At 29.1% G+C, this 17,787-nt stretch carries 9 protein-coding genes and 1 pseudogene; 8 read left to right on the forward strand and 2 right to left on the reverse strand.

Annotated features, from left to right (window positions below):
- Nucleotides 1-98 precede the first annotated feature (98 nt).
- From LLF98_RS11845 to LLF98_RS11855, 3 genes are all read left to right on the forward strand, one after another.
- Entirely contained in the window at nt 99-932 is an 834-nt protein-coding gene (locus LLF98_RS11845) for an ABC transporter substrate-binding protein (protein ID WP_291703828.1), read from the forward strand.
- A gap of 360 nt (nt 933-1,292) precedes the next feature.
- Nucleotides 1,293-1,952 (forward strand): amino acid ABC transporter permease, encoded by a 660-nt coding sequence (locus LLF98_RS11850; protein WP_291703830.1) that lies wholly within the window; start codon nt 1,293-1,295, stop codon nt 1,950-1,952.
- On the forward strand, nt 1,939-2,661 hold the full coding sequence (locus tag LLF98_RS11855) for an amino acid ABC transporter ATP-binding protein (protein ID WP_291703831.1): 723 nt from the start codon (nt 1,939-1,941) through the stop codon (nt 2,659-2,661). Before LLF98_RS11850 ends, LLF98_RS11855 begins: the two co-directional genes overlap by 14 nt.
- Nucleotides 2,662-2,779: 118 nt before the next feature.
- Here the strand turns inward: LLF98_RS11855 and LLF98_RS11860 are convergent, their stop codons facing one another.
- Entirely contained in the window at nt 2,780-3,955 is a 1,176-nt protein-coding gene (locus LLF98_RS11860; RefSeq protein WP_291703833.1) for a cation diffusion facilitator family transporter, read from the reverse strand.
- Between the two features lie 228 nt (nt 3,956-4,183).
- Between LLF98_RS11860 and dapA the strand changes: the two genes are divergently transcribed.
- From dapA to LLF98_RS11875, 3 genes are all read left to right on the forward strand, one after another.
- On the forward strand, nt 4,184-5,056 hold the full coding sequence (gene dapA / locus LLF98_RS11865) for a 4-hydroxy-tetrahydrodipicolinate synthase (RefSeq protein ID WP_291703845.1): 873 nt from the start codon (nt 4,184-4,186) through the stop codon (nt 5,054-5,056).
- Nucleotides 5,057-5,227: 171 nt separating this feature from the next.
- Nucleotides 5,228-6,514 carry a M18 family aminopeptidase gene (locus tag LLF98_RS11870; RefSeq protein ID WP_291703835.1) on the forward strand — a complete coding sequence of 429 codons (1,287 nt, stop codon included), beginning with the start codon at nt 5,228-5,230 and terminating at the stop codon, nt 6,512-6,514.
- A 326-nt stretch (nt 6,515-6,840) separates the two neighbouring features.
- Nucleotides 6,841-16,095 carry a glucoamylase family protein gene (locus LLF98_RS11875; protein ID WP_291703837.1) on the forward strand — a complete coding sequence of 3,085 codons (9,255 nt, stop codon included), beginning with the start codon at nt 6,841-6,843 and terminating at the stop codon, nt 16,093-16,095.
- 97 nt (nt 16,096-16,192) lie between these two features.
- On the opposite strand, the gene LLF98_RS11880 is transcribed toward LLF98_RS11875, so the two are convergent.
- Nucleotides 16,193-16,339 (reverse strand): ribbon-helix-helix domain-containing protein, encoded by a 147-nt coding sequence (locus LLF98_RS11880; protein WP_291703839.1) that lies wholly within the window; start codon nt 16,337-16,339, stop codon nt 16,193-16,195.
- 31 nt (nt 16,340-16,370) lie between these two features.
- On the opposite strand from LLF98_RS11880, the pseudogene tnpA reads away from it, so the two are divergent.
- Both tnpA and tnpB read left to right on the forward strand, forming a co-directional pair.
- Nucleotides 16,371-16,745 (forward strand): annotated as a pseudogene (gene tnpA, locus LLF98_RS11885) (IS200/IS605 family transposase); the annotation flags it as partial.
- Between the two features lie 17 nt (nt 16,746-16,762).
- The coding region (gene tnpB, locus LLF98_RS11890) for an IS200/IS605 family element RNA-guided endonuclease TnpB (RefSeq protein WP_291703841.1) at nt 16,763-17,787 on the forward strand (1,025 nt) is incomplete at its 3' end.

Genomic DNA, 17,787 nt, shown 5'->3' on the forward strand with positions numbered 1-17,787 from the left:
TATTAAATATTGTGTATAATCATGCTATTAAAAATAAGAACCATAAAATTAAAATGTAGAATAAATTTAAAGATTATATACTTTAGGAGGTAATGGTAATGAAAAGTGGAATAATAAAGAAATTAGTGGCGGTAGCAGCAGTGGTAACTATAGCTATAAGTATGGTTGGTTGTGGAAACACTCAAAAAAAGGAAGGTACTGGTACTGATAAGGCTTCAGCATTACAAGCAATAAAGTCAAAAGGAAAGCTTGTAGTTGGAACAAGTGCAGATTACCCACCATATGAATTCCACAAAGAAGTAGATGGGAAAGATCAAATAGTTGGATTTGATATTGAGATTGCAAAACAATTTGCAAAAGATTTAGGGGTAGAACTTGAAATAAAAGATATGGCTTTTGATGGGTTACTTGTAGCACTTCAATCAGATAAAGTTGATATGATATTCGCAGGTATGACTCCAACAGAAGAAAGAAAACAAAATGCAGATTTCTCAGATATATATTATACTGCAACACATAGATTTATACTTAGAGCAGGAGAAGAAACTGGAATAACTTCAATGGAAGATTTAAAAGGAAAGAAGATTGGAGTTCAAAAGGGATCAATTCAAGAAGGTATAGCAAAAGCTAATTTTGATGCAGCAAATATTAAATCATTAGATAAAGTTACTGATTTAGTACTAGATTTAAAGAATAATAAAGTAGATGCAGTTTTAGCTGAATACCCAGTTGCTCAAATTAATGTTCAAAGGAATACTGGTATTGCAATTGCAGAGAAGTTAGAAGTTAAAGATCCAGATGGTGGTGTTTCTATAGCTATGAAGAAAAATTCACCAGAATTGCAAGCAGAAATTAATAAGACAATAAAGAACTTAAAAGATCAAAATAAAATTGAACAATTTGTAATAGAAGCAAATAAATTAGTAGACTAATATAATAATTAAGACTTTAAGTACATGAAAGAAAATAACGAGTCAGAGATGATATATCTATTTTGCATCATACAAAATAGATTAGCATACTGACTTGTTATTTTTTTGAATATCTCTTAAGGCAACACTTCTTAGTAAATAAATCCTTAGACTTGGAAACTAACAACAGTTGATAATTAACAATTAATAATTTATAATAATATGATGTAGATTTGATTGGCCAATCTATATAATTTATGATTAGGATTGAAAATTAATAATTGGCAGTTAGGATTGAACATTAAGCATTAAAAATTGATAATTAAACAGTGATGCCATTTAGAGCATCTTGTGAGTAATTAAGAGATAGGAGGAAAAATATTGGATTTTACATTTTTAGAAAAGTACTCTGGATATTTTTTAAAAGGGACAGAGATAACTATTGTATTAGCATTTTTTGCAGTGCTATTTGGAACAATTTTAGGACTTGCATTAACACTTTTAAGACGTTCAAATTTTAAACCAATAAGTCTTGTAGCAACAGTTTATGTAGAATTTGTAAGAGGTACTCCACTTCTAGTTCAAATCTATATAATCTATATTGGATTTCCTAAATTAATCGGGGTAGACATGCCTGATATGACTGTAGGTGCAGTAGCACTTGCACTAAATTCAGCAGCATACATATCTGAAATAATTAGGGCAGGAATTAATGCTGTGGACAAAGGGCAAATGGAAGCTGCAAGAAGTTTAGGTATGAATCAGGGATTAGCAATGTTTAATGTTGTAATACCTCAAGCATTTAAGAATATTTTACCTGCTCTTGGAAATGAATTTATTTCAGTAATCAAAGAGTCTTCAATGGTTTCTGTTATTGGAGTTGCAGAGCTTATGTACAATGCAGGAGTTGTAAGGGGTAATACAGCTTTAGGATTAGAACCAGTAATAATAGCAGCAGTAATTTACTTTATATTAACTTTCACAATGACAAGAGCATTGGGTTATATAGAGAGGAGGATGAAGGCAAGTGATATACGTTAAGGATTTACATAAAAGCTTTGGGAGAAATGATGTCCTAAAGGGTATAGATGAGCATATAAGTAAGGGTGAGGTTGTTGTAGTAATTGGACCATCTGGTTCAGGAAAAAGTACATTTTTAAGATGCCTTAACTTATTAGAAACTCCTACATCTGGTCAAATTACATTTGAAGATAAGGATATAACATCAAAATCAACTAACATAGATAAAATGAGAGAAAAAATGGGTATGGTTTTTCAACAATTTAATTTATTTCCTCATAAGACTGTATGCGAAAATATATGTTTAGCTCCTATTAAAGTAAAGAAACTTCCAAAAGATGAAGCTAGAAAAATAGCAATTAATTTATTGGAAAAAGTGGGATTAATAGATAAGATAGATGCATATCCAGCTTCATTATCAGGTGGACAAAAGCAAAGAATTGCAATTGCTAGAGCATTAGCTATGCAGCCCGATGTGATGTTATTTGATGAACCAACATCAGCTTTAGATCCTGAAATGGTTGGAGAAGTTTTAAGTGTTATGAAGGATCTTGCAAAAGAAGGAATGACAATGGTAGTTGTTACGCATGAAATGGGATTTGCAAGAGAAGTGGGAGATAGAATTCTGTTTATGGATGGCGGAAGAATAGTAGAGTCAGGAACTCCAGAAGAAGTATTTAAGAATCCTAAAAATCCACGTACAATAGACTTTTTGTCTAAAGTATTGTAAATAAGTTAAGAGTTAACGAAAAAAACAGACCAGTACGTTAGTACCTTTGGTCTGTTTTTTTTGAGTCTAATAATTATATAATATTTACAACAAGTAAAATAGCAAAAGTATAAAGTTTTTATATAAAATTATTATCTATAGTAATTATACAGTTATAGTATGGATGAGACTTTTTTACACTTGCAGACATCTTAAGAATTAATTCCGCATTAGTTAAAGGAAATTCCTTTGATGAGTCAACAACTATGTCAAAAATTAAATTTTTAACTTCACCTTCTCCAACAACTCTAAAATCATGTATGGATTCAATACAATCATATTCAGCGATTAAAGATAAAATTTCTTCATAAGCTTCTTTTACTTCCCCTTCAATAATACAAATAGGATCAATGTGTATTACTAGATAAATCTTAAGAGCTTTAGAAATCTCTCTTTCAGCTTTATCAATTATTTCATGGATAGCTACAATGCAGATATCACTTGGAATTTCAGCATGAATTGAAGCCATACATTTGCCAGGGCCATAATTGTGAATTATTAAGTCATGAGTTCCGAATATATTGTCATAAGATATAACCATTTCTTTAATAGAATTAACAAGTTCAGGATCTGGAGCTTCGCCTAAAAGAGGATTTATAGTATCTTTAACCAAATTGAAGCCAGAATAAACTATAAATAATGCAACAATCATTCCGATGTATCCATCTATAGGGAAGGAAGTGAAGTTTGCAGCTAAAAATGAAATAACAACGCAAGTTGAAGTAAAAACATCACCTAAAGCATCTATAGAAGAAGCTTTTAAAGCTGCAGAATTAATTTTTTCACCAACAAATTTATTAAATCTTGAAAGCCAAACTTTAAGGAATATAGATATAAAAAGCAATATAAATGGAACTAATTCAAAAGTAACAGGTGTTGGGTTAATTATTCTTTCAAAAGAAGACTTAATAAATTGCACACCAACTAGCATTACCATAAAGGCAACAATTAAGGCAGAAAGATATTCAATTCTTCCATGACCGAAGGGATGCTCTCTATCTGCTGGTTTATTTGAAAGTTTAAAGCCTAAAATAGTTACTAAAGAAGATGCTGCATCAGAAAGATTATTAAAGGCATCTGCCATAATAGCTATACTTGAAGCAAGAAGTCCAACAGAAAGTTTTATAATAAATAAAAGTGCATTTACTAAGATTCCAACAATTCCACCCAATACACCATAAGAATTTCTGACTTGATCATCTTTAACGTTAGAATTATTTTTTATAAATTTATTAATCATGTGTTCAAAAAACATTAAATACACTCCAATCATTTTATGTATAATTGCTTAAAAACATGTAATATATTTATTATAATACATATTTTTAGTTGAGCAAGTTCTTTATATATAATAATATGCCCAAATTAGTTTATTAAATAAATTTTTTACTTATTAAAATGTATTCGAAGTTTATAGTATAACGTTACTGTGTTATAATTTATATAGGAAATATTCAAGGAGGTAAAATATATGAAGGATATTATATTTACGGGTGCAGCAGTTGCTATTGTTACGCCTTTTACAGAGGATGGAGTAAATTTTTCAGAATTAAAAAGATTAATTGATTTTAATATAGAAAAAGGCACTGATGCAATTGTAATTGCAGGAACAACAGGGGAATCTTCTACTATGAGTGATGAAGAACACAAAGAAGTTATTAGATTTACAGTTGAGTATGTTAATAAAAGAGTGCCAGTTATTGCAGGGACAGGATCTAATGACACTATGTATGCTCTAGAACTTTCTAAGTATGCTGAAAGTGTTGGAGCTAATGCACTTTTATTAGTTACACCATATTATAATAAAACTACTCAAAGTGGTTTAATTAAACACTACAATTATATTGCAGACAGAATTAATATTCCTATTATTTTATATAATGTACCATCAAGAACAGGTGTTAACATAACTCCTGAAACATATGTTGAATTAGCTAAACATCCGCGTATAGTCGCTACAAAAGAAGCTAGTGGAGATCTTTCTGCTATTGCAAAGATAAAAGCTCTTTGTGGCGATGAGCTTAATATTTATTCAGGTAACGATGATCAAATAGTTCCGATTTTATCTCTTGGAGGAAAAGGAGTAATTTCAGTATTTTCAAATATTATGCCGAAAGAAACTCATGATATTTGTAGCTTATATTTTGAAGGCAAAGTAAAAGAAAGTTGTGATCTTCAAACAAAATATTTAGATATTATTAATACATTATTTATAGAAGTAAATCCAATTCCAGTAAAGACGGCACTAGGACTTATGGGATATAATGTAGGGTCTCTTAGAATGCCACTATTCGCTATGGAAGGCAAAAATTTAGAAACGTTACGTACAGAACTTAAGAATAACAAGCTTATATAATTCACTAGAACTCATGTTCAATTAGAGAAGTTAGGGAAAGTCAAATTATCAGAGTACAACTTATAAGAATATCAACAAGACTAAAAAAGTTAAGAAAATAGAAAAGAAATTACGTGGGTTACAACGTAAGGTATCTAACAAATACCAACTAAATAAAAAAGGAAGTAATATATGAGCAATACAAGAGAATTATTAGATTTTATAAATAAGGGTAAAACTGCATTTCAAAGTGCTTATGAGATTAAGTCTATTTTAGATAAGCAAGGATATAGTGAAGTTAAAGAAGAAGACAATTGGAATTTGAAAAAGGGTGGAAAGTATTATGTTATAAAAAATGATTCTGCTGTAATTGCATTTGAAATTGGAGTTGGAGAAATTGAAAAAGATGGCTTTAGATTAATTGGAGCTCATACTGATTCACCAGGCTTTAGAATAAAACCAAATCCTGAGATGTTAGTTGAAGGACATTATTTAAAATTAAATACTGAGGTTTATGGAGGACCAATACTTAGTACATGGTTTGACAGGCCTTTAAGTATAGCAGGAAGAGTTACATTAAAAGGAAAAAATCCATTTGAACCAGAAGTAAGATTGATTGATGTTAATAGTCCAATTTTAATTGTTCCTAATTTAGCGATACACATGAATAAAAGTGTAAATGAAGGTTATGAATATAATAAACAAAAAGATACCTTACCATTACTTACAATAATTCAAGATAAGTTAGAAAAGGATCGATATTTAATGAAATTGATTTCAGATTCATTAAATGTAAATCCAAGTGAGATTTTAGATTTTGATTTATTCTTATATGAATATGCAGAAGGCATGACACTTGGATTTAATGATGAATTTATTTCATGTGGAAGATTAGATGATCTTTGGATGGTTTTTGCTGGTCTAAAAGCATTAATAAGAAGTAATCAAATTAAGGCAACTAAGGTCTTAGTGGCATTAGATAATGAAGAAATAGGAAGTTTAACATCTCAAGGAGCAAATTCTTCAATTTTAGAAAATATCTTAGAGAGAATAACTTTAGGTCTTAAAAAAGAAAGACAAGATTTTAAGAGAGCATTAAGTAATTCTATAATGATTTCAGCAGATTTAGCTCATGCATTGCATCCAAATTATACAGAAAAGTGTGATCCAACAAGTAAACCAATGCTAGGAAAAGGTCCAGTACTTAAAATTGCAGCAGGTGGAAGCTATTCAACAGATAGTTATGCAAGTGCAGTATTTAAAGGTATATGCAAAAAAGCAAATGTCCCATGCCAAGTATTTGTAAACAGATCAGACTTAAGAGGTGGAACAACAATAGGACCAATCAGTGCATCAAAGTTAAATATTCCAGTAATAGATATGGGAGCACCGGTATTAAGTATGCACTCAGTAAGAGAATTAGCGGCTGTAGTTGATAATGAATATACTATAAAAGCATTTACTGAATTTTTTAGTTAATACATTTTAATAACGAACTGTAAACAGATTTTTTTAGTGATTTGTTTACAGTTCTTTTGAAAATGAGCTACAGAAGGTTATTAATGGAAGTTTATTCCACTTTAGCTTGTACAACTGAATGGTTGGATAAAGCTAAAGTGTGTGCAACCTTCCATTTAGTGTTTTCAGAGAAATTTTCATAGCCTCACGTAAAAATGTTTATGATTTTGGTTGTCTATATTTAACTCCAGTTTTTAATCTATTATTTAAGAATATTTTTTATATTTATGGTAAAAATAGCTCTATTGACTAATTGCGTTTAAGGCATTAAGAAGGGAGTTTTTTACTTGAAAAAGAATAATTTTTATGGAGCTAGGAAAAATGTTTTAAGAGAACTTGCAGATGGATTTTCTTGCATCCATGAAAACTTCAAGTACTTTAGAAGGTTATCCAAAAGTGGTTATAAAGTACTTGGAGCATCAGAATGGCTTCTTGATAATATATATTTGATTGAAAAAGAGTATAAAGGAATAAAAATGGAGATGCCTATAGATTATTTTAAGGGGTTACCTTCAATAGAAGAAAATAATAAAGATGACAAAGAGGTAGTTCCGCGTATATTTACAGTAGCTAAGAATTATATAAATAATGAAGAAGAGATTAGTTGTGATGAATTTATTAAATACATAAATAAATTTCAAGAGTATGAAATTCAAGGCAATAGTATTCAAAATAGCAATCTTCAAAAACGAGGTATTGAAGAAGAAAATTTAAATACAAATTCATATAATAAAGAAACAGCTTTTACTATGGGAGAGCTGTGGGCCTTTCCGCTTATGCTTAAAATAGCAATTATTATAAATCTATCTAAATATACACAGGAACTTGTTAATATTCAAAAAGAAATTTTAGATGGAAGGAATTTAGCAGAGAGGATTATAGATGCTATTAATAACAATAAACTTGATGAAGAAATTGAGAATATTAATAATATTGATTATAAGTATGAAAAGATTAGTCCTTTATTTTTGAGAGAATTTTTTAGTGTATTAAGAGATAATTCTGTAGAGGATAAAAGGATTGATCATTTTATAAAATTAAAATGGAAAATTAATTCGGATTTTAACAATAGCACTATAAAGGGAGATTTAAGAGAAGAATTTTTAGAAAAACATATTGGTGAGTATATAAATTCAATTAGAAAAATTGAAGGAATAAGTTGGCGTAGATTTTTTGAAAATACCTCTTTAGTTGAAAGTATTTTGAAAAAAGATCCTGAAAATATTTATAACCATATGGATTTTAAGTCTAAAGATTATTATAGGCATAAGCTTGAAAAAATAGCTAGAATTATTGAAATAAGTGAAATCCAATTAGCCAATCATGTTTTAGAACTTGCTAAAAGTAGTAAAGACAATAAAGAAGAAAGTTATAAGTGCCATGTAGGTTATTATTTGATTGATAATGGAATAAGTGAATTAAAAGGATATCACCATAAAATAAGAAGTGTGGTTTCAGAAAAAACATATTTAACTTTTAATATTTTAGGAACAATTATATTAAGTATGCTTATTTTGTTTATAAGCAGTTTGCTAGGAGTAAGATATACTAAAATTCAATTTATAATTTCTTTATTAATTATTTTAATGCCTATAAATGAAATTATAATAAGTCTTATTAATTGGACTGTGAGCAAAATTTCAGAAATTAAATTAGTTCCGAAATTAAATTATATTATGGGAATTCCTAATGAAAATAAAACCGTAGTTGTAATTCCTGCGATTGTGAATTCTAAAGAAAAAGTTAAAGAACTTATGGAAAAATTAGAAGTTGCTTATTGTGGAAATAAGGATAAAAATTTGTACTTTGCTCTGCTTAGTGATTTTTGTGATTCTAATCATGAGTTCGAAGAAAACGATGCTGAAATAATTAAGTGCGGAATCGAATGTGCTAGAAGTTTAAATGAAAAATACTACAAGGATAATAATTATAGTAATATTGATATGAGTAAAGATAAGTTTTTCTTTTTAAGCAGGAAAAGAATTTATAATAAGAAACATAATATTTATATGGCTAAGGAAAGAAAACGTGGAAAACTTATGGAGTTTATGGCTCTTATTAGAAATAGTAATGACCATACTTATGATGTTTTTAGTTCGGAAATTCACGTACTCAAGAATGTTAAATATCTTATTACTTTAGATGAAGATACCTTTATGCCAAGGGATAGTGCTTTTAAACTTGTAGGTGCTATGAGTCATGTACTTAATATTCCATATGTGAAAGGAAATAAAGTTGTTAGAGGTTATGGAATTATGCAGCCTAAGGTAAGCATAAGTCTAGAGAGTAAAAATCAGACTTATTTTTCTAAGATTTTTGGAGAAGAAGAAGGGGTTGATGGATATTCAGTAGCTTATTCTGATACTTATCAAGATTTATTTGGCGAAGGGTCCTTTACAGGGAAAGGAATAATTAACATAGATGAGTTTTATCCCTTATTACATAATTCAATAAAGGATGACAAAATACTAAGTCATGATCTTCTAGAAGGAGGAATTGCACGATGTGCCTTGATAAGTGATGTAGAATTTATTGATGGATACCCAGGATATTATGACTCTAGCTGTAGAAGATTACATAGATGGGTTAGAGGAGACTGGCAATTAATAGGATGGTTATTTTCTAAAAAAATTAGTTTACTATATAAATGGAAGATATTTGATAACTTAAGGCGGAGTTTATTAGCACCTAACTTACTTCTTACTCTTATTTTGTCTTTAACTATTTTAGCTGGAAGAAGTCAAATTGCAGTACTTTGCTTTTTAGGGTTAATAATTTCTTTAGTATTTACAATAACAGATTTTGTTGTAACGCCTAAAAATAAGTTGATGGGAACCTTTAAAAGCTTTGAGCAAATATTATTAATAATAAGTTTTATTCCTTATCAAGCTTTTTTGATGGTAGATGCTATAATTAGAACATTATTTAGAGTTTGCATTTCTAAAAGAAATCTTTTAGAGTGGCAATCTTCAGAGAGTGTAGAAAAAGATCATAGAAATGATTTCATTAGTTATTTAAAAAGAATGTGGATTGCACCAATAATGGGATTATTAATAATTTATTTATCTTTTTATAGCTCTTTTGTTGTTATTACTTATAATTTAGTAGTTGCAGCACTTTGGATAGCTAGTCCGTATATAGCTTACACTATAAGTATGAAAATTCCAGATAATAATAAGAATACTTTAAAGAATGAAGAAAAAAATTATTTAAGAAAGATATCTAGAAGAATATATGCTTATTATGAAGACTTTATTAATAAAGAAAATAACTATTTAGCTCCAGATAATTATCAAGAAAAGCCATTTAAAGGAGTTGCTCATAGAACTTCTCCAACTAATATAGGTATGGGATTAACTTCAAATATTGTTGCATATGATTTAGGATATATAACTATGATTGAGTTTATTGATAAGGTGGAGCTTATATTAAATAGTATGAAAGACTTGAAAAAGGTAAATGGTCACTATTTAAATTGGTATGACACAAAAACAAAAGAACCGCTATGGCCAAGATATGTATCAACAGTCGATAGTGGAAATCTTTTGGGAAACTTGTGGGTACTTAAACAAGCTATGGAGGAACTTAAATATAATAAAGTAATAAGGGTAAAGGAAGTTGGAGCATTAAATGATATTTATAGGATAATTGAAGATGAAGATCTATCTATTAAACTTAAATTTACTTCACGTATTAAAATTGGCGAATATTTTAAAGTCCTAAATGAAATTTTATTCAAGCTTCAGGAATTTAAAGATAATGAAAAAATAAGTAAGCTGAAACAATTAGATGAGGATAAAGATAATAATTTTAATAAAGAAGAGAATAGAGCCAATGAAAAAGAAAATAAATTAAATGAAAAAGATTGGAAGAAAAGCATTCTAAAATTTGATAAAGAAGAAACAAATTATTGGATTAACAAGCTTACCAATGAAGTTAAGAAAAAAATTAAGTATTATAATTGCGTCTTGGGAGGCTTAGAGAAGTTATATAGTAAAGAATTTTTTGAAGGAGTTCCAAGTCTTATAGAATTGATCTACAGGTGTGAAGATTATAAAAGAAAAAATGGGGATAACTTTGATTGTACATTAGGAGAAAAAATTGCTACTTTAAAAAAATATGTGGATAAAATAGATAATATAATTGATGATATTAATAAAATTTCACAAGAAATGAACTTTAGTTTTCTTTATGATAAAACTAGAGAGTTATTTTCTATTGGATATAATGTAGAAGAAAATTCTCTTGGGAATTCTTACTACGATTTATTAGCATCTGAATCTAGGATAGCATCATTTGTTGCTATAGCTAAGAATGAAGTACCTTCATCTCATTATTTTAAATTAGGTAGAGCAATGACTAATGCCTTTCATACTCATTCTCTTGTCTCTTGGAGTGGAACTATGTTTGAGTACTTTATGCCTTCATTAATAATGAAAAATTATCCTAGAACTTTGCTTAGTCAAACTTATAGATCTGTAATAAAAGCTCAAATAAGTTTTGCAAAACAAAAGAAAACTCCTTGGGGAATATCAGAATCTGCATTTTATAAATTTGATGTTGCAGATAATTATCAATATAAAGCATTTGGGATACCTGGTCTTGGTTTAAAGAGAGGTCTTGAAGATGAAATTGTAATATCGCCTTATTCAACTTTAATGACACTTACTTTTGCAAAGAATGCTGGAATTAAAAATCTTAAGAGACTTGAAAAGATAGGTGCACTTGGTAGATATGGATTTATTGAATCTATAGATTATACTAAAGCTAGAGAAGATAAATATATAATGACACTTCCTAAAAAAGAAACACAAAATGAAATATTAGAAAAAATGGCTGTGGATAAGTACGCTACAAAAACGCCTATGAATGGTAAAATGAGGGAAAGTATTTTATCGATTGAAAATAATTATACACAAAATGTGGAAAACAATCAAGAGAATGTGGATAATTATGAAAAAAACGTGGATAATATCTGGAATAAAAATAAACATTACAATGTGGATGATGTGGATTGTGTGGATAACTTTGAAGTTGATGAAAATATATATGAAAGCAGCTCTCATGATAAAAATGTTGAAATCTTAAATAATCCACAAAATATTAACAAAGTTATGACTTATATGGTTCATCATTTAGGAATGTCTCTTATGTCTTTGGATAATGTTTTGAATAATAATATCTTGATTAATAGATTTCATAGATTGCCAGAAGTCAAAGCAACAGAACTTTTATTAAAGGAAAAGATTCCTAAAAATGTAACTTTTGAAAGAAATGAAGATTTTTCTATAAAGAACAGATACTTTGAAGGAGAAACCTTAATTCCAAGAATATTTGAAAAAGTAAATGTAGATAGTCCACAGCTTTTGTTATTATGTAATGGACAATATTCATCTATGATTACTGCAAATGGAAGTGGATATTCTAAGAAAAATGATATTATGCTTTATAGGTGGAAGGGGAATTCTACAAGTGATGATAGTGGAATGTTCTTTTATATAAAGAATCTAAATTCTAATGATTATTGGAGTTCAACCTTTGAGCCCTGTAAAAATTGTGGTGATAAATATGTGGCTGAACTTAATTTGGATAAAGCTAAGTTTAGTAGAAAAGATGGCAATATTGAAACTGTAACAGAAATTGTGGTTTCTTCAGAGGAGAATTTTGAAATTAGGAAATTAATTTTAAACAATTTAGGAGATCAAGGTAGAAGCATTGAAATAACAAGCTATATGGAAATAACATTAGCAACTTTTAGTGCTGATGCAGTTCATCCTGCTTTTTCTAATTTATTTGTTCAAACAGAATATGATGAAAAAGAAGATATTCTTATAGGAAGTAGAAGAGGAAGGGTCAAAAATGCAAAAGTCCCATACATATTTCATAAGGTAATATCAAATGCTGAATTAGAGGGAAATATTACATATGAAACTTCTAGAATAAATTTTATAGGCCGGAATAGAGAGTTAAAAGCTCCTCTAGCTATGGATAATGATAAATCTTTAAATAATACAGTAGGAACAGTTTTAGATCCTATAATGAGCTTGCGAACTAGAATTAGATTGCAGCCACATTCACAAGCAGAGATTTTCTATATAACAGGAATATGTGATTCTAAGGAAGAAGTTTTAGAATTATGCAGAGAAAACAGTGATTACAATAAGCTTAATAAAATATTTAAAGATTACAGCATAAGCATACAGCTTGAACTTAGAAATTTGAGAATAAGAAGTGTTCAGGCAAATGTATTTCAAAGTGTTGCTAGTGAAATCTTCTTTTTAAGTAATAGCAGAAAAAATAGGGAAGGGTATATTAAAAATATTTCTAAGCACCAAAAGGATTTGTGGTCTTATGGAATTTCAGGAGATTTACCTATTATAATGTTAGTTATCGAAAAAGAAGGAGATATTAATATAGCATTTAATATGATAAAATTCCATTATTATTTAAAACTTAAAGGAGTTAAGTTAGATTTAGTTATATATAATAATGAAGAAATTTCTTATGATGAACCTCTTCAAAAGAGAATAATGGAAGCTATAAAGTTATCTAATGAAGGCGACTCCTTAAACAAAGCAGGTGGAATATTTATTCACAATAAGGCAACCATGACTAGTGAGGTTAAAGACTTATTAATAGGAATTTCAAGAGTTTATGTAGATTCAAATAATAATCTAAATTCATATATATATAATGAAGACATTTCTTTAAATAAAAATTTAAAAAAGGAGGAATTAAGTTCACATAAAGATTTAAGAAATAACTCAATTTTTGAAGAGGAACATGAAAATAATGCAATTAGAGATACGAATATATTGTATCAAGAATATGATCATGATATGGATGTAATAAATAGTAACGATTTACTTAAAGGTATGCAAGAGACACAAGAGAATTTAAGTGATTTAAGTTCAAATACTGCTGATTTAGATATTTCTACTTCAAATTATAAAACTAATGATAATGTGTTATCTAAAGAAAAATTGAGAAAAGAAGTTAATACAGGAGATATAGAACATTCTTATAATCTAGAAGCTGTTTATGAAGACTTTAACGTAGAAAATCTAGATTTCTTTAATGGCTATGGTGGTTTTAGTAAAGAAGATAATAGTTATATAATTAAATTATCTAATTATAAAAATACTCCAGCGCCTTGGATTAATGTTATTTCTAATGAGAACTTTGGATTTCATATATCTGAAGCAGGTGCAGGTTATACTTGGTGTGGAAATTCTAGAGAAAATAAGATAACGCCTTGGAGTAATGACTATATTAGAGATCCTTTAGGAGAAGCTCTTTATATTAAAGATAATATTTCAGGTAAATACTTTTCAATATCACCGAAACCAGTTAGAGATGGTGGAGATTACTTAATAAAACATAGTTTTGGATATTCTGAATTTAAGCATACTGCCTATGATTTAAAAGGAACACTACAAGTATTTTCGCCTAATGATGAAGCACTAAAAATTCAAAGAGTTACTTTAGAAAATTTAAGCGATGAAGATAGAAATGTTTCATTATTTTATTATGCAAAGCTTGTCTTAGGTGTTTATGAATATGATAGTTCACGATATATTTCTACATATATATCTAATGGATTCATAGGAGGGAGTAATCCATATAGTGAGTATTTTGGTAAATTAAATGCTTATTTAACTATTTTAGGTGGAGAAAATATAAGTTTTACTGGGGATAATAAAGAATTTATTGGTATTGGCGGTGAAGTTTCTGAACCAGAAGGTCTAAAGCACAATAATTTAAGCAATAGATGTGGTGGAATTTATGACCCTTGTTTGGCTGCAGCAACAAGTATTAAATTAAGAAAAGGAGAAAAGAAAGAATTAGTTATTTTATTTGGGCAAGAAGAAAGGGAGAATATAGAGAAGGTTATAAATAAATATAATAATTGTAAAAATGTAGGAGATGAATTAGATAAAGTAAAACAATATTGGAGTCATTTCCTAGGAAATATACAAGTTAAGACACCTGACAAATCCTTAGATTATCTTTTAAATGGATGGCTTTTATATCAAACCTTGAGTTGTAGATATTTAAGTCGAAGTGCATTTTACCAAAGCGGAGGAGCGTATGGATTTAGAGATCAACTTCAAGATTCCATGGCTCTTGGTGTTGCTGAGCCTAAAATAACACAGGCACAAATTTTAAGAAGTGCATCAAGACAATATGTAGAAGGTGATGTACAGCATTGGTGGCATCCAGTTGTAAATTCAGGTATAAGAACTAGATTTAGTGATGATTTGTTATGGTTACCTTATGTAACGTCAGAATACATCAATTCTACAGGTGATTACGAAATTTTAAATCAAAAAGCACCTTATCTTGAAGATGAGCCTTTAAGAGAAGGTGAAGATGAGAGATATACTATAGTGAACCAATCTTCAAAGGAAGGAACTATATATGAACATTGCCTGAAAGCTATAGAAAAATCCTTGAAATTTGGAGTTCACAACATTCCTTTAATGGGCAGTGGAGATTGGAATGATGGAATGAGTACTGTTGGAAATGAAGGAAAAGGAGAAAGTGTATGGCTTGGGTGGTTCTTATATTCCATCTTAAATAGCTTTATTGAAATTGCAGAAATGCAAAATGATAATGAAACAAAAAATCATTATGAAGAAAGAAAAGAATTCATAAGAGAGAACTTAGAGAAAAATGCATGGGATGGTGGCTGGTATAGAAGAGCATATTTTGATGACGGTACACCACTTGGATCTAGAGAGAATCCAGAATGTCAAATTGATTCATTAGCTCAAAGCTGGTCAATAATTTCAGGTGCATTTGAAAAAGACACTAAACTTGAACCTAAAGTAGATGGAAAGCTAAGAGCGGTTGAAGCTATGGAAGCAGTAGATAGAAACCTTGTTAAAAAAGATAAGGGTATGATATTACTACTTGCACCCCCATTTGGTAATTCAAAATTAGAACCAGGATACATAAAAGGATATGTGCCAGGAGTAAGAGAAAATGGAGGCCAATACACTCATGCAGCAGTTTGGGTAATCCTTGCTTTAACTAAACTTGGACTTGGTGATAAAGCAACAAAATATTTCAATATGATAAATCCAATAAATCATGCAAAAACAGAGTTAGAATGTATGACTTACAAAGTAGAACCTTATGTAATGACAGCAGATGTTTATATAAAAGAACCTCATGCTAGACGTGGCGGGTGGAGCTGGTATACTGGAGCATCAGGATGGATGTATAGAGTTGGAATTGAAAATATTTTGGGACTTAGAAAAGTAAAAGATAAGGGATATACTATAGAACCTTGCGTGCCAAAAGATTGGAAAGAATTTGAGATAAAGATTACAAATGAAAAGGAAGATTATAATATAAAGGTCTTTAGAGCAGACAAAAAACATAATAATATAAATGCATTTAGTTCAGATAAAGAAGCAGAAAAAAATAGTCTTAGTGAAAATCAAATACAAGTAGTTATAAATGGAGAAATTATTAAAGACAAAATAATTCCAAGAAATGCAGGAAAACTTGATATTGATGTGTATATAAAGTAAGTTATATTCAAATATAGGGATGTATGAAATCATTTAAAGTGGGATAGAAGAAATCCCCTATGGTCTTTAGCCTAGGGGATGAATTCGTCACAAATAATTAACTTTTATGTTTTTTTAGTAAGTCTTCTAAAGCTTCATCTAAGAGTTTAGAAATTGGTATTCTAGTTTTCTTCGAAAGGTCTTTCAATTGGTTATAAAGGTCTGTATCAATAGCAGAGCCAATTCTAGTTCTGTTTTTTAGCATAGTTCTCACACTCCAAGATATTTTCTAATATTATTGTAAATTCTTATTAAAGTATCATATAATTTTTGTATGTAAGTATAGAAAAAGTCTTATGATACCTTATAGGGAATACATTAAAAATGCTATGATTGATATTTTAGACAAGTACGACTTTATAATATTAGAAATAGAAGTTGATAAGAATCATATTCACTTAATGGTTGAGAGTGAACCTAAAGTATCACCTTTGATGATAATTAGAGTTCTCAAGCAACAAACTACAGTAATGTTATGGAATGATTTCTCGAAACATTTGCAGAAACATTTTTGGAAAGAGAAATCATTCTTTACTGATGGTTATTTTATTTCAACAATAAGTGAAGTAAGTTCTGGAACTTTGAAAAATTATATCCAAAATCAAGGATAGAAAGGAGTAGAATTATTATGTTAAAAGCTTATAAATATAGAATTTATCCAAATAAAGAACAAAAAACATATATTGCTAAAAGTTGTGGTTGTGCTAGATTTATATATAATCAAATGTTAGCTGACAGAATTAAATCTTATGAAGAAAACAAGGATTTAGATATTAAACAAGTTAAATATCCTACACCAGCTCAATATAAGAAAGAATATCCTTGGTTAAAAGAAGTTGATAGTTTAGCACTTGCTAACGCTCAATTAAATCTAGATACTGCCTATAAGAACTTTTTTAGAGATAAATCTGTTGGATTCGCTAAATTCAAGAAAAAAGGAAATAGGATTAGTTATAAGACTAATAATCAAAACGGAACTATATTTATCGAAAACGGATACTTAAAAGTTCCTAAATTAAAATCTATGATTAAGATTGAACAACATAGAGAGTTTAGTGGAATTATAAAAAGTTGTACTATATCAAAAAATCCATGTGGTCAGTATTTTGCATCAATTCTAGTTGATACAGAGAATATTCAGTTTCCTAAAACAGATAAAAAAGTTGGTGTAGATGTAGGTCTTAAGGAATTTGCGATATGTTCAGATGGGTATAGGGAAAATAATCCTAAACATCTTAGAAAATCAACTAAAAGATTAATTAAGTTACAAAAAGACTTATCAAGAAAAGTCAAAGGTAGTAGCAACAGGAATAAGGCAAGACTAAAAGTTGCCAAACTACATCAAAAGATAGCAGACCAAAGGAAAGACTTTCTTCACAAATTAACAATAAAGCTTATAAGAGAAAACCAATCAATAGCTATTGAAGATTTGAGAGTAAGTAATATGATGAAAAACCATAAGTTAGCAAGAGCAATAAGTGAAGCGAGTTGGTTTGAGTTTAGAACTATGCTAGAATACAAAGCTGAATGGTATGGTAGAACTATTGTAGTTGCTCCATCTAATTATGCGAGTTCACAGTTGTGTTCGGAATGTGGACACAAAAATGTAGATGTGAAAAATCTAGCACTTAGAGAATGGACTTGTCCGAGTTG

This window comes from Clostridium sp., assembly GCF_021372645.1.
Classification (GTDB): Bacteria; Bacillota; Clostridia; order Clostridiales; family Clostridiaceae; genus Clostridium.